At 72.6% G+C, this 20058-nt stretch carries 15 protein-coding genes and 1 tRNA gene; 3 read left to right on the top strand and 13 right to left on the bottom strand.

Annotated features, from left to right (window positions below; all coding sequences use genetic code 11):
• Positions 1 to 263: 263 nt before the first annotated feature.
• From EDF32_RS07940 to EDF32_RS07880, 13 genes are all read right to left on the bottom strand, one after another.
• Positions 264 to 4139, bottom strand: coding sequence for a DNA-directed RNA polymerase subunit beta' (locus tag EDF32_RS07940; protein ID WP_123307971.1), 3876 nt, complete (start codon positions 4137 to 4139; stop codon positions 264 to 266).
• A 110-nt stretch (positions 4140 to 4249) separates the two neighbouring features.
• Positions 4250 to 7771, bottom strand: coding sequence for a DNA-directed RNA polymerase subunit beta (gene rpoB / locus EDF32_RS07935; protein WP_123307970.1), 3522 nt, complete (start codon positions 7769 to 7771; stop codon positions 4250 to 4252).
• Positions 7772 to 8093: 322 nt separating this feature from the next.
• The gene (gene rplL / locus EDF32_RS07930) at positions 8094 to 8483 is read right to left on the bottom strand and encodes a 50S ribosomal protein L7/L12 (protein WP_123307969.1); all 390 of its coding nucleotides are present in this window, start codon (positions 8481 to 8483) and stop codon (positions 8094 to 8096) included.
• A gap of 123 nt (positions 8484 to 8606) precedes the next feature.
• Positions 8607 to 9137 (bottom strand): 50S ribosomal protein L10, encoded by a 531-nt coding sequence (rplJ, locus tag EDF32_RS07925; protein WP_123307968.1) that lies wholly within the window; start codon positions 9135 to 9137, stop codon positions 8607 to 8609.
• A 314-nt stretch (positions 9138 to 9451) separates the two neighbouring features.
• Positions 9452 to 12022: a CHAT domain-containing protein gene (locus tag EDF32_RS07920; RefSeq protein WP_123307967.1), complete on the bottom strand. Its 2571-nt coding sequence runs from the start codon at positions 12020 to 12022 to the stop codon at positions 9452 to 9454.
• 52 nt (positions 12023 to 12074) lie between these two features.
• Positions 12075 to 13982, bottom strand: a complete 1908-nt coding sequence (locus EDF32_RS07915) for a S8/S53 family peptidase (RefSeq protein WP_123307966.1) — start codon at positions 13980 to 13982, stop codon at positions 12075 to 12077.
• Positions 13983 to 13990: 8 nt separating this feature from the next.
• A complete protein-coding gene (locus EDF32_RS07910) occupies positions 13991 to 14470 on the bottom strand; it encodes a hypothetical protein (protein ID WP_123307965.1) in 480 nt (159 codons plus the stop codon).
• Entirely contained in the window at positions 14467 to 15102 is a 636-nt protein-coding gene (locus tag EDF32_RS07905; RefSeq protein ID WP_233565793.1) for an RNA polymerase sigma factor, read from the bottom strand. Before EDF32_RS07905 ends, EDF32_RS07910 begins: the two co-directional genes overlap by 4 nt.
• 268 nt (positions 15103 to 15370) lie before the next feature.
• Positions 15371 to 16084 (bottom strand): 50S ribosomal protein L1, encoded by a 714-nt coding sequence (gene rplA / locus EDF32_RS07900; protein WP_123307963.1) that lies wholly within the window; start codon positions 16082 to 16084, stop codon positions 15371 to 15373.
• A gap of 99 nt (positions 16085 to 16183) precedes the next feature.
• Positions 16184 to 16615 carry a 50S ribosomal protein L11 gene (gene rplK / locus EDF32_RS07895; protein ID WP_123307962.1) on the bottom strand — a complete coding sequence of 144 codons (432 nt, stop codon included), beginning with the start codon at positions 16613 to 16615 and terminating at the stop codon, positions 16184 to 16186.
• 82 nt (positions 16616 to 16697) lie between these two features.
• Positions 16698 to 17492, bottom strand: a complete 795-nt coding sequence (gene nusG, locus EDF32_RS07890) for a transcription termination/antitermination protein NusG (RefSeq protein ID WP_123307961.1) — start codon at positions 17490 to 17492, stop codon at positions 16698 to 16700.
• Positions 17493 to 17594: 102 nt separating this feature from the next.
• Positions 17595 to 17867, bottom strand: a complete 273-nt coding sequence (gene secE, locus EDF32_RS07885; protein WP_123307960.1) for a preprotein translocase subunit SecE — start codon at positions 17865 to 17867, stop codon at positions 17595 to 17597.
• Positions 17868 to 18000: 133 nt separating this feature from the next.
• Positions 18001 to 18073: transfer RNA gene (locus tag EDF32_RS07880), tRNA-Trp, on the bottom strand.
• Positions 18074 to 18269: 196 nt separating this feature from the next.
• Here EDF32_RS07880 and EDF32_RS07875 point away from each other — a divergent pair.
• Genes EDF32_RS07875 through EDF32_RS07865 form a run of 3 tightly spaced genes read left to right on the top strand, consistent with a single transcriptional unit; the run spans position 18270 to position 19935 of the window.
• Complete coding sequence (locus tag EDF32_RS07875) at positions 18270 to 19358, top strand: adenosine deaminase (RefSeq protein ID WP_123307959.1); 1089 nt, start codon at positions 18270 to 18272, stop codon at positions 19356 to 19358.
• Positions 19355 to 19750, top strand: coding sequence for a GntR family transcriptional regulator (locus tag EDF32_RS07870; protein WP_233565792.1), 396 nt, complete (start codon positions 19355 to 19357; stop codon positions 19748 to 19750). Before EDF32_RS07875 ends, EDF32_RS07870 begins: the two co-directional genes overlap by 4 nt.
• On the top strand, positions 19747 to 19935 hold the full coding sequence (locus tag EDF32_RS07865) for a hypothetical protein (protein ID WP_123307958.1): 189 nt from the start codon (positions 19747 to 19749) through the stop codon (positions 19933 to 19935). Before EDF32_RS07870 ends, EDF32_RS07865 begins: the two co-directional genes overlap by 4 nt.
• The last annotated feature ends 123 nt before the right edge of the window (positions 19936 to 20058 follow it).

Raw genomic sequence — 20058 nt, 5'->3', positions numbered from 1 at the left:
CCGAGCCGGCTCCGGGGAGCGACGGGCACCTGCGTCTCGAGCACGTGTCAGGGCCCGACGGCGCGGGCACAGTGTCCTAGGCTACCGGGCCCGCGGTGGGAGGTCAAAGTATTCCTGCTCACACCCGGCACCTCCCCCGCTCGTCGTACGCCGTACGGCCCGGCGGGCCGGGGACGCGCACCGGCCGGTGTCGAGGCCGGCCCCGGACGCGCGCGAGGCGCGACACCCGAAGGTGCCGCGCCTCGCGCCGTGCCGGTGGACCGTCAGCGGAAGTCGCCGAAGTCCAGGTCCTCGAGCGGGATCGCCTCGCCGGAGCCCATGCCGAGCCCCGGGAAGTCGATCTCGTCGTAGCCGAAGCTCGGGTACAGCTCCGTCTTCGCCTCCTCGGTCGGCTCCACGTCGACCTGGCCGTAGCGCGGGAGACCCGTGCCGGCCGGGATGAGCTTACCGATGATGACGTTCTCCTTGAGGCCGAGCAGCGGGTCGCGGCGACCGCTCATGGCGGCCTCCGTGAGCACGCGGGTCGTCTCCTGGAACGACGCGGCGGACAGCCACGAGTCCGTCGCGAGCGACGCCTTCGTGATGCCCATCAGCTCCGGACGGCCGGCGGCCGGCTGGCCACCCTCCGCCACGGCCCGCCGGTTCGCGTCCTCGAAGCGCATGCGCTCCGCGAGCTCCCCCGGCAGGAGGTGGGCGTTGCCCGAGTCCAGCACGGTCACGCGCCGCAGCATCTGCCGCACGATGACCTCGATGTGCTTGTCGTGGATGTCCACGCCCTGGGAGCGGTAGACCTCCTGGACCTCGTCCACCAGGTGCTTCTGCGTCGCGCGCGGGCCGAGGATGCGCAGGACCTTCTTCGGGTCCACCGCACCCTGCACCAGCTGCGTGCCGACCGCGACGTGCGCGCCGTCCTCGACGAGCAGACGCGCACGCTTGGTCACCGGGTAGGCGATCTCCTCGGTGCCGTCGTCCGGCGTGAGGACCAGACGGCGCGAACGCTCCGAGTCGTCGATCGCGATGCGGCCCGAGAACTCCGCGATGGGCGCCTCACCCTTGGGGGTGCGCGCCTCGAAGAGCTCGGTCACACGGGGCAGACCCTGCGTGATGTCGTCCGCGGACGCCACACCACCGGTGTGGAAGGTACGCATCGTCAGCTGCGTGCCGGGCTCACCGATCGACTGCGCCGCGATGATGCCCACGGCCTCGCCGATGTCCACGAGCTTGCCCGTCGCGAGCGACCGGCCGTAGCACTTGGCGCAGGTGCCGACGCGCGACTCGCAGGTGAGCACCGAGCGCACCTTGACGGTCGAGACGCCGGAGGCGAGGAGGTGCTTGATGACCTCGTCGCCCGCGTCGTCGCCGGCCGCCGCCACGACCGTGCCGTCCTCGTCGAGGACGTCCGAGGCGAGCGTGCGCGAGTAGATGCTGGTCTCGACCTTCGGGTGCTCGACGAGCACGCCGTTGATCTCCTCCGCCACCGGCAAGGTCAGCCCGCGCTCGGTGCCGCAGTCGTCCTCGCGGATGATGACGTCCTGCGAGACGTCGACCAGACGACGGGTCAGGTAGCCCGAGTCGGCCGTACGCAGGGCCGTGTCCGCGAGGCCCTTGCGGGCACCGTGCGTCGCGATGAAGTACTCGAGGACGGACAGGCCCTCGCGGTAGTTCGACTTGATCGGACGCGGGATGATCTCACCGCGCGGGTTCGCCACGAGACCGCGCATACCGGCGATCTGACGGACCTGCATCCAGTTGCCTCGCGCGCCCGAGCCGACCATGCGGAACACGGTGTTCCGGTCGTTGCGCTCGAGGTTCGCGCGCATCACCGAGGCCACCTTGTCGGTCGCCTGCGTCCAGATCTCGATGAGCTCCTGGCGGCGCTCGTCGTCCGTGATCAGACCCTTGTCGAACTCCTGCTGGACCTTGAGGGCCTTGGCCTCGTGCTCCTCCAGGATCGCCGTCTTCTCGGTCGGCGTCGCGACGTCGGAGATCGAGATGGTCACGCCCGAGCGGGTGGCCCAGCGGAAGCCGGCCTCCTTGAGCGCGTCCAGCGACGCCGCGACCTCGACCTTCGGGTACGACTCGGCGAGCGCGTTGACGATCGTCGAGAGGCGCTTCTTGTCGACCACGCCGTTCTCGTACGGGTAGTCGACGGGGAGCGTCTCGTTGAACAGCGCGCGTCCGAGCGTCGTGGCGAAGACGTGCGGCTCCCCCGGGACGAAGCCCTCGGGCGCGGAGCCCTCGGCGAACACCAGGCCGTCCATGCGGATCTGCACGACGGCGTTGATGTCGAGCGAGCCCTGGTCGAACGCCATGGTCGCCTCGGCGACGGACGAGAACGCCCGGCCCTCGCCGAGCGCGGCCGCACGGTCGCTCGTCAGGTGGTGCAGACCGATGATCATGTCCTGCGAGGGCATGGTCACGGGCCGGCCGTCCGACGGCTTGAGGATGTTGTTCGACGAGAGCATGAGGATGCGGGCCTCGGCCTGCGCCTCCGCGCTCAGGGGCAGGTGGACGGCCATCTGGTCGCCGTCGAAGTCGGCGTTGAACGCGCCGCAGACGAGCGGGTGCAGGTGGATCGCCTTGCCCTCGACGAGCTGCGGCTCGAACGCCTGGATACCCAGACGGTGCAGCGTCGGCGCACGGTTGAGCAGCACGGGGTGCTCGGTGATGACCTCTTCGAGCACGTCCCACACGACCGGGCGCGCACGCTCGACCATCCGCTTGGCGCTCTTGATGTTCTGGGCGTGGTTGAGGTCCACGAGCCGCTTCATGACGAACGGCTTGAACAGCTCGAGCGCCATCTGCTTCGGCAGGCCGCACTGGTGCAGCTTGAGCTGCGGGCCGACGACGATGACCGAACGGCCCGAGTAGTCGACGCGCTTGCCGAGCAGGTTCTGACGGAACCGGCCCTGCTTGCCCTTGAGCATGTCGGAGATCGACTTCAGCGGGCGGTTGCCCGGTCCGGTCACCGGGCGTCCGCGGCGACCGTTGTCGAACAGCGAGTCGACGGCCTCCTGGAGCATCCGCTTCTCGTTGTTGACGATGATCTCCGGCGCGCCCAGGTCGAGCAGCCGCTTGAGGCGGTTGTTCCGGTTGATCACGCGGCGGTACAGGTCGTTGAGGTCGGACGTCGCGAAACGGCCACCGTCGAGCTGCACCATCGGGCGCAGGTCCGGCGGGATGACCGGGACGGCGTCCAGCACCATGCCGGTCGGCGAGTTGGTCGTCGTCAGGAACGCGTTGACGACCTTCAGGCGCTTGAGGGCACGGGTCTTGCGCTGGCCCTTGCCGGTCGCGATGATCTCGCGCAGCGAGGCGGCCTCGGCCTCGAGGTCGAAGTCCTCGAGACGCTTCTGGATCGCGGCAGCACCCATCGCACCCGTGAAGAACGGGCCGTAGCGGTCCTGCAGCTGGCGGTACAGCATCTCGTCACCCTCGAGGTCGGCGACCTTGAGGTTCTTGAAGCGGTCCCAGACCTGCTCGAGGCGGTCGAGCTCGGCGTCCGCACGCTTGCGCAGCTGCGCCATCTCGCGCTCGGCGGAGTCGCGCACCTTGCGGCGCGCGTCGGCCTTGGCACCCTCCGACTCGAGCTCGGCCAGGTCGGCCTCCAGGCGCTGGGCGCGCGACTCGATGTCGTTGTCGCGGCGGTCCGCGATCTCCTTCTTCTCCAGGTCGATCTCGTTCTGGAGGTTCGGGAGCTCCTCGGCACGCCCCTCCTCGTCGACCCACGTGATCATGTAGGCGGCGAAGTAGATGACCTTCTCGAGGTCCTTCGGGGCGAGGTCCAGGAGGTAGCCCAGACGCGACGGGACACCCTTGAAGAACCAGATGTGCGTGACGGGCGCGGCGAGCTCGATGTGGCCCATGCGCTCACGGCGCACCTTGGAACGCGTCACCTCGACGCCGCAGCGCTCGCAGATGATGCCCTTGAAGCGCACGCGCTTGTACTTGCCGCAGTAGCACTCCCAGTCCCGGGTGGGGCCGAAGATCTTCTCGCAGAAGAGGCCGTCCTTCTCGGGCTTGAGGGTGCGGTAGTTGATGGTCTCGGGCTTCTTGACCTCACCGTGCGACCAGGCACGGATGTCGTCGGCCGTGGCCAGGCCGATACGCAGCTCGTCGAAGACATTGACGTCGAGCAATGTGTCCTACTTCCTTCGTCTGCCGCCGGGTGCAGGGCCCGTGCGGCGCGGTGGAGCTATGGGGGTTCGAGGTGGCACCGGGGCCCTCGCGGGCCCCGGTGCTCCCGAGGTCAGATCTCGTCGATGCTGGACGCCGCGTTCGGGCGGCGCGACAGGTCGATGCCGAGCTCCTCGGCGGCGCGGTACACCTCGTCGTCCGACTCGCGCATCTCGATCTGCGTGCCGTCGCTCGAGAGGACCTCGACGTTCAGGCAGAGCGACTGCATCTCCTTGAGGAGGACCTTGAAGGACTCCGGGATCCCCGAGTCCGGGATGTTCTCACCCTTGACGATCGCCTCGTAGACCTTCACGCGGCCCGGGACGTCGTCCGACTTGATGGTCAGGAGCTCCTGGAGCGTGTACGCGGCGCCGTACGCCTCGAGCGCCCACACCTCCATCTCGCCGAACCGCTGGCCACCGAACTGCGCCTTACCACCCAGCGGCTGCTGCGTGATCATCGAGTACGGCCCGGTCGAGCGCGCGTGGATCTTGTCGTCGACCAGGTGGTGGAGCTTGAGGACGTACATGTAGCCCACGGACACCGGCTCCGGGAACGGCTCGCCGGAGCGGCCGTCGAAGAGACGGGCCTTGCCGTCGCCGCCGAGCATGCGCTCGCCGTCGCGGTTCGGCAGCGTCGCGGTGAACAGGCCCGAGAGCGCGTCCTCCTGCAGGCCGTCGAACACCGGCGTCGCGACCGGGCGGCCCGGCTCCGACGTCGCCGCGATCTCGGGGACGTTGTCCTTCCACGACAGGTCGGCGCCGTCGGAGCCGTCCGCCAGGGAGATGTCCCAGCCCTGCTTCGCGATCCACCCGAGGTGGGTCTCGAGGACCTGGCCGACGTTCATGCGGCCGGGGACGCCGAGCGGGTTGAGGATGATGTCGACCGGGGTGCCGTCCGGCAGGAACGGCATGTCCTCGATCGGCAGGATCTTCGAGATGACGCCCTTGTTGCCGTGGCGTCCGGCCAGCTTGTCGCCGTCGGTGATCTTGCGCCGCTGGGCGATGTAGACCCGGACCAGCTGGTTCACGCCGGCGGGCAGCTCGTCGCCGTCCTCGCGGTTGAACTCGCGGATCCCGATGACCGTGCCCGACTCGCCGTGGGGCACCTTGAGCGAGGTGTCGCGCACCTCGCGCGCCTTCTCGCCGAAGATCGCGCGCAGGAGGCGCTCCTCCGGGGTCAGCTCGGTCTCGCCCTTCGGCGTGACCTTGCCGACGAGCACGTCGCCGGCGCCGACCTCGGCACCGATGCGGATCACGCCGCGCTCGTCCAGGTCGGCCAGGACGTCCTCGGAGACGTTCGGGATGTCCCGCGTGATCTCCTCCGGGCCGAGCTTCGTGTCGCGGGCGTCGACCTCGTGCTCCTCGATGTGGATCGAGGAGAGGACGTCGTCCTGCACCAGTCGCTGGCTGAGGATGATCGCGTCCTCGTAGTTGTGACCCTCCCAGGACATGAACGCCACCAGCAGGTTGCGGCCGAGGGACAGGTCGCCCTCGTCCGTCGCCGGACCGTCCGCGAGCACCGAGCCGGGCTCGACCCGGGCGCCCTCGTCGACGATCACGCGCTGGTTGTAGCTCGTGCCCTGGTTGGAACGGCGGAACTTCGCGACGCGGTGCGTCGAGGTGGTCGCGTCGTCGTTGGCGATCGTGATCAGGTCGGCCGAGACCTCGGTGACGACGCCCGCCTTCTCCGCGACGATGACGTCGCCGGCGTCGATCGCGGCACGACGCTCCATGCCGGTGCCGACGAGCGGAGCCTCCGAGCGGACCAGCGGCACCGCCTGGCGCTGCATGTTCGCGCCCATGAGGGCACGGTTCGCGTCGTCGTGCTCCAGGAACGGGATCAGCGCCGTGCCCACGGAGACCATCTGGCGCGGCGAGACGTCCATGAAGTCCACGGCGGTGCCCGGGATGATGTCGACCTCTCCGCCCTTGGTGCGCACGAGCACGCGCTCCTCGACGAACGACCCGTCCTCGGCCAGCGCCTGGTTCGCCTGGGCGATGACGTAACGGTCCTCGTCGTCGGCGGTCAGGTAGTGCAGGTCGTCGGTCACCTTGCCCTCGACGACCTTGCGGTACGGGGTCTCGATGAAGCCGAACGGGTTGATGCGCCCGTACGTCGCGAGCGAGCCGATCAGGCCGATGTTCGGGCCCTCAGGGGTCTCGATCGGGCACATGCGGCCGTAGTGCGACGGGTGGACGTCACGGACCTCCATGCCGGCGCGGTCGCGGGACAGGCCGCCCGGGCCGAGCGCGGACAGGCGACGCTTGTGCGTCAGACCCGCGAGCGGGTTGTTCTGGTCCATGAACTGCGAGCTCTGCGACGTGCCGAAGAACTCCTTGATCGACGCCACCACGGGGCGGATGTTGATCAGGGTCTGCGGGGTGATCGCCTCGACGTCCTGCGTCGTCATGCGCTCGCGCACGACGCGCTCCATCCGGGACAGGCCGGTGCGGACCTGGTTCTGGATGAGCTCGCCGACCGCGCGGATGCGACGGTTGCCGAAGTGGTCGATGTCGTCGGTCTCGACGCGGACCTCGACGGCCTCGCCGTTCCGGGTGCCGGCCATCGTCTGCTTGTCCGCGTGCAGCGACGCGAGGTACTTGATCGTCGCGACGATGTCGCCGACCGAGAGGGTCGAGTCGTCGATCGCGGCGTCGACGCCGAGCTTCTTGTTCGCCTTGTAGCGGCCGACCTTGGCGAGGTCGTAGCGCTTGGAGTTGAAGTAGAAGTTGTCCAGCAGCGAGCGACCCGCCTCGACCGTCGGCGGCTCGCCCGGACGGATCTTGCGGTAGAGGTCGACGAGCGCCTCCTCCTCGGTGTGGACGTGGTCCTTCTCGAGGGTGTCGAGGATCGCCGGGAACTCCGCGAACTCCTCGCGGATCTGCGACTCGGTCAGGCCGAGCGCCTTGAGCAGGACGGTCACCGGCTGCTTGCGCTTACGGTCGACACGCACGCCCACGGCGTCGCGCTTGTCGATCTCGAACTCGAGCCAGGCGCCGCGCGAGGGGATGATCTTCGCCGAGAAGATGTCCTTGTCGCTCGTCTTGTCCGCGACGCGCTCGAAGTACACGCCCGGGGAGCGCACGAGCTGGGAGACGACGACGCGCTCGGTGCCGTTGATGATGAACGTGCCACGCGAGGTCATGAGCGGGAAGTCGCCCATGAAGACGGTCTGGCTCTTGATCTCGCCGGTGGTGTAGTTCACGAACTCCGCGGTCACGAAGAGCGGCGCGGCGTAGGTGAAGTCCTTCTCCTTGCACTCCTCGGCCGTGTACTTCGGAGGCTCGAAGCGGTGGTTGGCGAAGGACAGGGACATCGTCGAGCCGAAGTCCTCGATCGGGGAGAGCTCCTCGAAGATCTCCTCCAGGCCCGACTTGGTCGGGGTGTCCTGGCGGCCGGAGGCGTTCGCGGCCTCGACCCGCGCACGCCAGGCGGGGTTGCCGAGGAGCCAGTCGAAGCTCTCGGTCTGGAGGCCCAGGAGGTCCGGGACCTCGAGCGGCTCGTGGATCTTGGCGAAGGAGACGCGACGCGACGCGGTACGGTTCGCGATGGCGTCGGCGGACGGAGCAGAAGGGGTGCGCGAGGCAGCCAAGGGGGGTCCTTCCCTGCAGTTGAGAGCACTCTGCGACCGCCCGGGCGAGGCAAGGTCCCCGTCCTCGTCCCCGTCCGGCCGACGCGCACGTACGTCGGCAGGAGGAGGAGGGATATCTGAGACCGTGGGCACAGGGCAGCGCAAAGCGTTAGCATACCGGTTCCTGACAGTCGCGTCCACCCCGGTGCTGCGGCAGCCGCCGGCACCTCACCGACGCAGCGACCCGCGGCCGTGCACCCTCCGGACGCGACGAGGCCCCCACCCGACCGGGTGGGGGCCTCGTCGTGACCGGTCCGCGGTCCCGCGAGCGGGACCGCGTGGATCACTTGAGCGTGACGGTGGCGCCGGCGCCCTCGAGGGCAGCCTTGGCCTTCTCCGCGGTCTCCTTGTTGGCGGCCTCGAGGACCGGCTTCGGGGCACCGTCGACGAGGTCCTTGGCCTCCTTCAGGCCGAGGCTCGTGAGGGCGCGCACCTCCTTGATGACCTGGATCTTCTTGTCGCCGACCGACTCGAGGATGACGTCGAACTCGTCCTTCTCCTCCTCGGCCTCGGCAGCGGCGCCACCACCGGCAGCGGCCGGGGCGGCAGCGGCCACGGGGGCGGCGGCGGTGACGTCGAAGGTCTCCTCGAAGGCCTTCACGAACTCGGAGAGCTCGATGAGGGTGAGCTCCTTGAAAGCGTCGAGCAGCTCGTCGTTGCTGAGCTTCGCCATGATGGCGTTCCTTTCGGTTGGTGCTGGTCGTCGGCCCGGTCCCGGGCCCGCACGAAGCAGGGGGTGGATCAGTGGGTGCAAGCGAGCGTCGCTCGGCCGTCCCGGGGCAGGGCCCCGGCGCGGTCAGGCTGCGACGCCCTCCGACTCCTGCTTCTGACGCAGGGCATCGATCGCGCGCGCGGCCTGGGCCGTGGGCGCGGTGAACAGGTAGGCCGCCTGGTACAGCTTCCCCTTGAGCGCGCCGGCCAGCTTGGCCAGCAGGACCTCGCGGGACTCGAGGTCCGCGAGCTTGGTGATCTCCGCAGAGGTCATCGGGCGTCCGTCGAGGACACCACCCTTGATGACCAGTGCAGGGTTCGCCTTGGCGAAGTCACGCAGGCCCTTGGCCGCCTCGACCGGGTCACCGGTCACGAAGGCGATCGCCGAAGGACCCTGGAGCTCGGCGTCGAAGCCCTCGACACCCGCCTCCTTGGCCGCGATGGACGTCAGCGTGTTCTTCACCACGGCGTAGCTTGCGTTGCCGCCGAGCGACCGGCGCAGCTCCTTGAGCTGTGCGACGGTGAGCCCGCGGTACTCGGTCAGCACGGCAGCGTTCGACTCGCGGAACCTGTCCGAGAGCTCTGCGACTGCGGCTGCCTTGTCCGGCCTCGCCATGGCAATCCTTCCAGTGGTGGTGCCACCGGCCACGGGAGGCGGGAGCCTCTCGAGATCCGTCCCCGGAACGAGAAAAGAGCCCCGCGCAGGCGGGGCTCTCGGCGGCGGCGACCCTGACGGGCGCGACCTCGTGAACTTCACCTGCGCTGGTCTCCGCGCTCTGCGGGACTTCGGCCCTCACGTGCTCACCAGCCGTACGGCTGCGGGCACGGTCGAGCGACCGGCGGTCTTGGGTACCCGGACAGCGTACGGCATCGGGCGACGGGCTCCAAACGCGCGACGCGCCCGTCGGCCCTGCCCGTCGGGCCCGCCCGTCAGTCCCGCGCGGCCGGCCCGACCTCGAGAGGCCCGAAAGCCACGAGAGGCACCGGCTCGTCGACGCTCGCGACCGCCGCCGCGAGCGCGCCCGCGGGGGCGGTCCCGGCACGCAGGTGCGCGTGCAGCACGGGCATCACCGCCGCGGCGAGGTCGTCGCGCAGCGGCGCGACGGCCGCGACGACCGCACGCACCCCGTGCCGCAGCAGGACGCTCGTCAGCCCCAGGGGCTCCCCTCCCGCGCGCGTCGTCGTCCGGCCGACCTCGCACGCGGACAGCACCACGGTGGCTCCCTCGAGGTCCGCGGTCTCGAGCTCGTGGGCGAACAGCGGACCGTCGGCGAGCCGCACCGAGGAGAACAGCGGGTTGTCCGGCTCGTGCGTCCCGTGCGCCGCGAGGTGCACGACGTCCGTCCCCGAGACGAGCGCACGCGCGGCGTCGCACGTCGCGTCCTCGCCGGCGAGCACGCGCGCGCCGGGCCAGACGGCGGCCACCGCCGCCACCTCGGCGTCCGCATGGTCCAGGCCCGGCCCGGCGATCACCGCGGCGGAGGCCGGCCTCCCCCGCACCGCCGTCCGGGGCCGCACCGCGACCCAGGAGTCGACGCTCGTGGCCCGACCCGCGCGGGAGGTGAGCATCCCCCACGGCACGGTGAGCAGGTGCCGACGGGCGACGACGTGCAGCCGCCCCTCGACGCGCAGCGGCGCCAGCACCGCACGGTCGAGCCGGTCCAGCGTCCGCCGCGCCGAGGCGCGCACCGACGCCAGCAGGGCCGCCGGCGCGGTCCCCGCCGAGAGCGCGAGCAGGTCCGCCCGCGCCCGACGGACGTCCTCGAGGAGCAAGTCCAGCGGCCCGAGGTCGACGCGGCGCGCTCCCCCGCGCTCCACCCGCAGCGCCACGAGCCGACCGTCCGCCTCGACGAGGCTCACCACCGTGGTGTCCTCGTCGAGGACCGCCCGCAGCCCGCGCGCGGTCATCGGCACCGGCACCCGTGACGCCCCGTCCGTCCGCCACGACCGCGCGCGCACCTCGTCCTGGAGCGCCCGCGCCCGCCGCAGCAGATCCTCCCGCTCGGCCGCCGACGTGCCCGACACACCGAGGCCGCGCGCCCTCTCGATGAGCTCGCGCGCGCGGGTCAGCGCCGCCGCCGGTCCCGCGTCGTCCGGCGCCGAGACGCGCCCCGCGCCCGCGAACGTCGCCCGCCCGCGCTCGACGGCGTCGAACGCCACGTCGGCCCGTCCTGTCCCGAGCCCCGCCGCGACGTCGATGTTGCCGAGCCGCACGCCGTGCACGGCCGCCGCGGTCACCGAGTCGGTCGTCCCGAGGCGGGCGCGCTGCGTCGCGAGCATGCGCTGCCCGCGCCGGACGGCGGCCAGCCCCCGGCGGCGGTCCGCCGCGGCGAAGTGCACGAGAGCGCACACCGCCTCGTGCTGGATGCGCAGCGAGAGCGGCACGCCCCGCCCGCTCACGTCCGCCCGCCCGAGGACCTCGGCGGCCTCGCGCGCGTTCCCGGACCGTGCCAGCGACTCTGCCTGGAGCAGCAGCGCCGGGGCCACCACCGACGACGCGAGGCCACCGTGCTCCCCGGCACGCCGCGCCAGGCCCGCGGCGTGCCGCCCGGCCGTCGCGTACCGCGCCGCGCTCGCCGTCAGCCCGAGCGCCGAGAACCGCGACTGGTGCACCACCAGCTCGGCGCGCAGCTGCCACGGCTCGTTGCCCTGGCGCCGGAACCCGTCGCGGGCGGCGTGCGCCAGCTCCAGGGCACGGTCGGGGCGGCCGAGCTCGAGCGCGCACCGGGCGCCGTCGAGCCGCGCCTGCGCGAGGTCGACGCTCGCGCCGTTCGCGCGCAGGATCGCTGCCGCGTCGTCGAGCCGGTCCACCGCCTCGGTGAGCAGCCCGGCCTCGTACAGCACGCGGGCCCGGTCGAGCTGCGCGACGGCGTCGGGCCGCTCGGTGACCACCTGGGCGGCCTCGTCCATCGACCGGAGCGCGGACGGCAGCTCCCCGCGCAGGTACTCGAGGAACCCCAGGTTGTGCAGGGCCTTCGACCGGACGATCCGCTCGTCGATCCGCTCGGCCCGGTCGGCGCAGCCGCGCAGGTCCGCCTCGGCGCGCGCGAGGTCCCCGGTCTCCATGCGCAGCACGCCCCGGTTGAGCAGGATGACGGCGGCGTCCCGGGTGACCTCCGCGGCGTCGGGAACCGCCTCGTCGAAGGCGGCGATGGCGGCGCCGACGTCCCCGGCGCGGAGCCGCAGCAGCCCCTCCTGGGCGAGCGTGGCCATGCGGAGCCGCGCGTCGTCGCGTGCGGCGACGCGCGCCTGGTCGAGGACCTCCAGCGCGCCGGCCAGACCGCCACCGAGCTCGTAGCGGACGTAGGCGACGCCCAGCAGGATGCGTACCCGCAGCCGCTGCGCCTCGGCCGCGTCCGTCGCCCCCGCGGAGGCGACGACGTCGTCGAGCGCAGCCCCGGCCGCTCGGTAGGCGCGGGCGGCCGCCGCGGGCCGGCCCGCGGCGTCGACGTCGTGGGCGCGCTCGTACAGCGTCCGGACGCGCTCGAGGGTGGTCGCCACGTCCCCACCGTAGTCTCGATGCGGCCCGCCGCCCCGGCGGTGCGGGCACCGCTCACGGGCGCTGCGGCGCTCCCGAAGGCCGCAGGCCCGTCGCCTGCTCGACGGCGGACCAGAGCCGCACGCAGCGCCCCGGCGCCCCGGTGCCCTCCAGGCCCGCCGACGCCGGCGGAGCCCCTCGCCCCGCGAGGAGCGCGGCGAGCTCCCCCGCGAGGACCGGCGCGGCGAACGACGTCCCGCTCCAGATCGCGAAGCCGCCCTGGAAGCCCTCCGGGTCGATGGTCTCGCGCCGACCGTGGGACCAGAGCTCGCGCACGCTCCTCGACGGGGCGACCGCACCGTCCATGGTGACGGGGGCGGTGCTGACGAGCGACGCGCCGGGGCGCGTGCAGGTCACCCAGGGCCCGTCGTTCGAGAACAGCGCCGTGGTGCCGTCGGGGTTCAGCGCCCCGACCGTCAGCACCGGCGGCTGGTCCCAGCGCAGCTCGTCGGGGTCGAGCGCCCTCGGCGGGACGGACCGGCGGTCGACCCGCGGCGCGAAGGCCGCCGGATACGACTCGCGCGTCTGGCCGTCGTTGCCCGAGGACACGACGACCAGGACGCCGTACCGCCGCAGCGCGGCGAGCACCGTGCCGAGCGGCCCGTCGAGGTCCGCGTCCTCGGGCCGCTCGTGGTAGTAGCCCAGCGAGAGGACCGCCACGTCGACCGGCGCGTAGCCGGCGGCACCCGTGAGGCCGAGGACGTGCCACAGCAGGAGCCTGCGCAGCGAGCGCAGCAGGTCCCGCTCGGGGACCACGCCCGAGCCCCCGTAGACGCGCGGGGCGAGGACGACCGCGTCGGGGCAGATCTGGTGGACCAGGCCGGCCATGAACGTGCCGTGGCCGGCGACGGGGTCCAGCGGGCCGGTCAGCGGCGCCACGGAGACGCCGCCGATCTCCGGGTCCTGGTAGTCGTACTCGGGGACCGGGCACAGGCCGACGGGGGCGCCGAGCACCGTCGGGTCGCGCAGCACGACCGTCCCGCACCCGCGCTCCTGCGCGAACCACGGGTGCTTGCCCACGCCGGTGTCCATCAGCGCGACGAGCGGCCGGCGCTCGCCCTCCGGGCCGGTGAAGGCGTCCGGCCCGGGCCCGACCGCCCGGTGCGGCGCCGGGCCGACCCACGCGACGGGCTGCCTGCCGCCGGAACCCTGCGCCGCGTACTCCCCGATCCCGCCGTAGGGCATCCCCTGGACCATCGGCATGCCCTGGACCATGGGCATCCCCTGGACCATCGGCATGCCCTGCACCATCGGGTTCGCGTGCACGAAGGGCGAGGAGTCGGCGAACGCGCTCGGCTGCTGGACCGGCTGGCCGCCGATCGACCCGCCGGACGGGACGATGACGTGGTCCAGCGAGACCCGCGGCGCGTCGTCGTCCGGGCCGAGCGCCGCGCGCAGCCGCTGCACGACCTCCCAGCCGTCCGGGAGCTGCCCCGCCGTGCCCTCCGCGCGACCGAGCGTCACCGCCGTGCCGAACACCCGGGCGAGATCGGCGCCCACCTCGGGCGGCAGGCCCAGCTCGTCGACGGCGCGCCGCACCAGCGCGAGGTCCTCGTGGCTCTCCGTCTCGACCGTCACGACGTAGCCCGCCGCGCGCGCCGCACGGCGCAGGCGTCGCAGCCAGCGGGGCGAGCCCCCGCCCCCCTCGCCTCCGTCGGGGGCGCCGGGCCACCCCTGCCGCTCGCCGGACCCGCGCGCCTCGCCGGGCTCGTCCGGCTCGTCCGGTCCGTCGTCCCGCTCCGGCGGCTCGGCGGCGACGAGCAGCCGGTCGCCCACGTACCAGGTGGGGTGCGGAGAGCCCTCGTCCCGTCCGCGACCGGCCCGCACGGGGTCCAGGGCCCGGGTGCGCCACTGCAGGCTCTGCGGGGTGTCGCCGAGGCGGTGCCGGTGCCCGGGCCCGCGGCCGTCGTTCGCGTCGGTCATCGTCGTCCTCAGATCTCGATCACGGGAGAGCTCACGGCGGTGCCGTCCGGCCGCCGCACGACGAGGCTCGCCGGGCCGCGCCCCGTCCGGGTGAGGACGAACCGCCCGTCGTGGTCCGTCGTGGTGCGCCGGACCTCGCCGGGCGAGCGCAGCTCCACCTGGAGCTCGCCGGCGGGGGCGACCCACCCGTCCACGCGCACCCCGCCGTCGTCGGGCGAGAGCGTGATCATGATGGTCGCCGACTCGGAGGTGAAGGTGATCGTCCGGGCTTCCACGGGCGCCTCCCCGCGGACGGTCGCGAGCGCGGCCGGCGCGTCGACCAGCTCCAGCACCTCGGACTCGAGGCCGGCGAGGGTCGCCGTGAACAGCGACCGGAGCGCGAGCCCCTCGGGCACCGGGTCCACGGCGGCGTAGAGCCTCGCGAGGTCGGCCAGCAGCTGCTCGTCGACGTCGTCCATCGGCTCCTGCGGATCGTGGTCGAGGGTCATGAGCCCACCTCCCCGGGGGTCTCGCGCTCGAGGACCGTGCGCAGCTTCGCGAGGCACCGGCCGCGCGTCGCCCCGATGCTCCCGACGGGCATCCCCACTGCCTCGGAGATCGCGCGGTAGTCGGGCCGGTCGGCCTGGGCGACGAGCCTCAGCAGGATGCGGCAGCGCTCGGAGAGCTCGCCCACGGCCGCCCACAGCGCGCGGTCGCGGTCGGTGCGCAGCGCCAGCTCCTCCGGTCCGGGGTGCGGCGAGACGATCGCCCGGCTGGTGTCCGTCGCGTCGTCGGGCAGCTCCGTCGTCAGGCGCGTCTGCGCGCGGTAGCGCCGGACCACGTCCCAGGACGCGCGCCGGGTCGTGACGAGGAGCCAGCTCAGCACGGCCTTGGGCTCGTCGATCGTGTCCACGTGCCGCACCAGCGCAGCCCAGGTCGACTGGACGACGTCGTCCGCCAGGTCCCGCGGCACACCCTGCGACCGCGCGGTGTGCCACAGCAGCGGCGTCGCCTCGTGGACGAGGTCGGCCAGGCGCTGGCTGCGCCCCTCGCGGTACTCGAGCAGCGCGAGCGCGGCACGGTCGCCGAGCGACTCGCCCGCGGGGGGTGCGCTCGGCCGGTCGTCGGCACGCTCGGTCATGGCTGGCTCGGACCCCCTCGGAGAGCGGCGGCACGGCCGGATCGGTGGACCAGACGATCGTAGGGCCGTCCCCGACGTCGGGCCAGGTCTGACCATCGGAACCACCCTCCCCGCGCGTCGGCGGCCGTGCCCCGCGCACGGTCGCTCAGCAGGAGGGAGCCGGCCGGTGGCGTCCTGATACATCCCGCGCGCCCCGGGAACGCGCGAGGCCCGCCACCCTGACGGGTGACGGGCCTCGTGCTGCGGCCGTACGGCCGAGGAGCTCCGGTCAGGAGTCCTCGCCGAGCAGCTTGGTGGTCTTCGACTGGTCGAGCGGGATGCCCGGGCCCATCGTCGTCGCGAGCGTCGCCTTCGTGATGTAGCGGCCCTTCGACGAGGACGGCTTCAGACGCAGGACCTCGTCGATCGCGGCGCCGTAGTTCTCCACCAGCTGCTTCTCGGTGAACGAGACCTTGCCGATGATGAACTGCAGGTTGGCGTGCTTGTCGACGCGGAACTCGATCTTCCCGCCCTTGATGTCGTTGACGGCCTTCGTGACGTCCATGGTCACGGTGCCGGTCTTCGGGTTCGGCATGAGCCCACGGGGGCCGAGCACCTTTCCGAGACGGCCGACCTTGCCCATGAGGTCGGGCGTGGCGACCGCGGAGTCGAAGTCGGTGTACCCGGCCGCGACCTTGGCGATCAGGTCGTCGCCGCCGACCTCGTCGGCCCCGGCGGCGAGGGCCTGCTCGGCCTTCTCACCGTTGGCGAAGACGATGACGCGGGCGGTCTTGCCCGTGCCGTTCGGCAGGTTGACGGTGCCACGGACCATCTGGTCCGCCTTGCGGGGGTCGACGCCGAGGCGGAACGCCACCTCGACGGTCGAGTCGTACTTCGTCGAGGCGATGTCCTTCGCCAGGCGCACGGCCTCGAGGGGCTCGTACAGGCGGTCGGTGTCGATCTTCTCGGCGGCGGCCCGGTAGGCCTTGCTGCGCGTTGCCATCTGCTTCTCCTTCGTGTGAGCAGTCGTGGTCGTCGGGTCCGCGCGGACCCTGCCACTGGCCGCCCGGCAGGTGCCGGGCGGGTCCTACGGGTGCGGGGCTCAGCCCTCGACGGTGATGCCCATCGAGCGCGCGGTCCCGGCGATGATCTTCGCGGCGGCCTCGACGTCGTTGGCGTTGAGGTCCTCCATCTTGGTCGTGGCGATGGCACGGACCTGCTCGCCCGTGATCTTGGCGACCTTGACGGTGTGCGGCGTCGCAGAGCCCTTGTCGACCCCGGCGGCCTGCTTGATCAGCTCGGCGGCCGGCGGCGTCTTGGTGATGAACGTGAACGAGCGGTCCTCGTACACCGTGATCTCGACCGGCACGACGTTGCCGCGCTGCGACTCCGTCGCGGCGTTGTAGGCCTTGCAGAACTCCATGATGTTCACGCCGTGCTGACCCAGCGCGGGGCCGATCGGCGGGGCGGGCGTCGCGGCGCCGGCCTTGATCTGGAGCTTGATCAGCCCGGAGACCTTCTTCTTGGGGGGCATGTCTGTTTCCTTGCTCTTGAGTGGTGGGCCGACGCCGTGGGCGATGACCCGGTTGCAGCGCTGTCGGTGCGGGGCGAACCGCTCAGATCTTGGTGACCTGGTCGAACGACAGCTCGACCGGGGTCTCCCGGCCGAAGATGGAGACGAGCACCTTGAGCTTCTGGGTGTCGGCGTTGATCTCGGAGATCGTCGCGTCCAGCGTCTCGAAGGGGCCGTCGGTGACGGTGACGGACTCGCCGACCTCGAAGTCGACCTCCATCGGCGCCCGGGCCTTCGTGGCGGGCTGCCCGGCGACGGGCGCCTCCTCGAAGACCGGCGCGAGCATCGAGAAGACCTCGTCCAGCGTCAGCGGGACCGGCTGGTGGGTGTGCCCCACGAAACCGGTGACGCCCGGCGTGTGCCGGACGGCGCCCCACGACTCGTCGGTCAGGTCCATGCGGACCAGGACGTAGCCGGGGATGCGGACGCGACGGACGATCTTCTTCTGCGCGTTCTTGTACTCGGCGACCTCTTCCATCGGCACCTCGACCTGGAAGATGTAGTCCTCCATGTTGAGGGACTGCGTCCGGTTCTCGAGGTTGACCTTCACGCGGTTCTCGTAGCCCGCGTACGAGTGGATGACGTACCAGTCGCCCGGCTGCATGCGCAGCTCGCGACGGAACTCCTCGGCCGGGTCGACGGGCGCCGGCTCCTGCGCGGCGTCGTCGTCCGCGGCGACCTCCTCCTCGGAGGGGTCGGCCGCGGCCTGCGGCTCCTCGACGGCCTGCTCGTCGGAGACCTGTTCGTCCCCGGCCTGCTCGGGCGCGTCGGACACGGCCGGAGCGCCCTCGGCGCCGGGCTCGAGGTTCTCCGACTGGTCCAGCGAATCCTGGGACACGAACGACCTGCTTTCTCGACGTTGACCTGCTGTTGAGACGTGAGCGACCCGCCCGCGTGCTGCGGGCCGGCACGACCGGGGCGCGACCGCCGGTACGGGGCGCTAGTCCCCGAAGACGAGGAGCGTGAGCCGTCCGATGCCGTAGTCCAGGGCGGTGATGAAGCCCATCATGACCACGAGGAAGACCAGCACCACGGCGATGTACGTCCCGAGCTCGGACCGGGTCGGTGCGACGACCTTGCCGAGCTCGGCGACCACCTGGCGCACGAACAGGGCGATGCGCCCGAAGAATCCCGGACGGGAGTCACCGTGACCGCGCGGCGCGCCTGCGCCGGCGTCTCCGGTGCCGATGGCGCCGGACGTCGATTCGCTCACTGCTCATCCCCACTCGGTGACGCGGACAGGTCGTCGTGCGGGACCGGACGGCGCCTCGCGGAACCGGCCGCTCCGGATGACGCTCGCCACCGGACCGCGACGAGGATGCCGTGGGACGAGAGCTCGCGCCGAGCAGGGTAGACAGGACTCGAACCTGCAACCTGCGGTTTTGGAGACCGCTGCGCTACCAATTGCGCCACTACCCTTCGAGATCGACGTCCTTGCCGCGCCCCGTCGCGCCCAGCCGGGGCGCGCTCGATCATGGTGGACGTCAACCACCGAGGGACAACTGTACGCGACGCACGCCTCCGGGTCGAACCGCCTCGGCGCGGGCGGTGGGCACGCGCCGGCGACGGGCGCGCGTGCCGGGACGGCGACCACCGGGGGTGCAAGGATGCACGGGTGCGCGACCTCACCACGCTCCCGAAGGCCCACCTGCACCTGCACTTCACGGGATCGATGCGCGCCGGCACGCTGCGCGAGCTCGCGGCGCGGTACGGCACCCGGCTGCCGGGCGCCCTCCTCGACGGCGACCCGCTGCGCCTCCCGCCGACGGAGCGCGGATGGTTCCGGTTCCAGCGCCTGTACGACGCGGCGCGGGCGTGCGTGCGCTCCGAGGCGGACATGCGCCGGATCGTCGACGAGGCGGCGGCGGACGATGCCGCCGAGGGCTCCGGCCGCCTGGAGATCCAGGTCGACCCCACCTCCTACGCCCCGTTCGTCGGGGGGATCACGCCCGCCGTGGAGATCGTCCTCGACGCCGCCCGCAAGGCCAGCGCGACCCACGGGACGGAGGTGGCTGTCGTGGTGGCCGCCTCCCGGATGCGGCACCCGCTGGACGCCCGCGTGCTCGCGCGCCTGGCGGCGCAGTACGCCGGTGACGGGCCGGGCGAGGTGGTGGGGTTCGGGCTGAGCAACGACGAGCGCCGCGGGGACACGGCCGAGTTCGCCCGCGCCTTCGCGATCGCCCGGGACGCGGGCCTGGCCTCCGTCCCCCACGGGGGCGAGCTGCTCGGGTCGGTGCACGTGCGCCAGGTCCTGACCACGCTCGCGCCCGACCGGCTCGGTCACGGCGTCCGTTCCGCGGAGGACCCCGACCTCCTCGACGAGCTCGTCGGGCGCGGCGTCGCCCTGGAGGTGTGCCCCGCGTCGAACGTCTCGCTCGGGGTGTACGACGACGCCGCGCGGGTCCCGCTCCCTCAGCTCGTCGCCGCCGGGGCGACGGTCGCGCTCGGCGCGGACGACCCCCTGCTCTTCGGTTCTCGCCTCGTCGCCCAGTACGAGACGGCGCGCCACGTGCACGGCTTCTCGGACGACGGTCTCGCCGACCTCGCGCGAGCGTCGATCCGGGCGAGCCGAGCCGGGGAGCCCACCCGCAGGCGGCTCCTCGACCGGGTGGACGACTGGCTCGCCGCACCCGCGACCACGCCGGCACCGTCGGACCCCGCCGCGGCCCGACGCCCCGAGCCCGTCCCCCGGAGGTTCCCGTGACCGAGCTGCCGATCGCGATCGACGCCGACGGCACCGGCTCGCCGTACGAGCAGGTCCGCGACCAGGTCCTCGCGCACGTGGCGGCCGGGACGCTCGCTCCGGGAGACCGGCTGCCCACCGTCCGCTCGCTCGCCGGGCGGCTCGGTGTGGCGCCGGGGACGGTCGCCCGTGCCTACCGGGAGCTCGAGTCCCGCGGCGCCGTCGTCACCCGCAGCCGCGCGGGGACCGTCGTGGCACCGTCCGCGGTGGCGGCCGACGTGGGCCTGCGCACCTCCGCGGAGCGGTTCGTCGCGGGCGCGCGGGAGTCCGGCACCCCGGACGAGCAGATCCTGCGCGCCGTGCTGGCGGCGCTCGAGGCGGAGGCGGTCGCGGGGTCGGAGGACGCGCCGTGAGCGCCGGGGCGGCGCTCGCCGCGCTGGTCGTGATCGTCCTGGTCGGGCTCGGCGTGGTGGCGCTCCTGGTCGTCGCCGCGGTGCTCGGCGCCCGGGCACTCGCCCGTCGCCGGGTGACGGACCGGGCGCGGGACGCGGCTCCCGGGCGGGACGACGCGACACCGGGCGGACAGCCCTCCGCCTGACGCGACGGAACGGCTCCCCGGTCGCCGGTCGCTCTGGTCACGGCTGGTCACGGCTGGTCACGGCTGGTCACGGCTGGTCACGGCTGGTCACGGCTCGGTCTCGACACGCCTGCCCGCGCGAGG

This window comes from Cellulomonas sp. PhB143 (assembly GCF_003752595.1).
Taxonomy (GTDB): domain Bacteria; phylum Actinomycetota; class Actinomycetes; order Actinomycetales; family Cellulomonadaceae; genus Paraoerskovia.
This window is presented reverse-complemented; position numbering and strand designations above follow the sequence as displayed.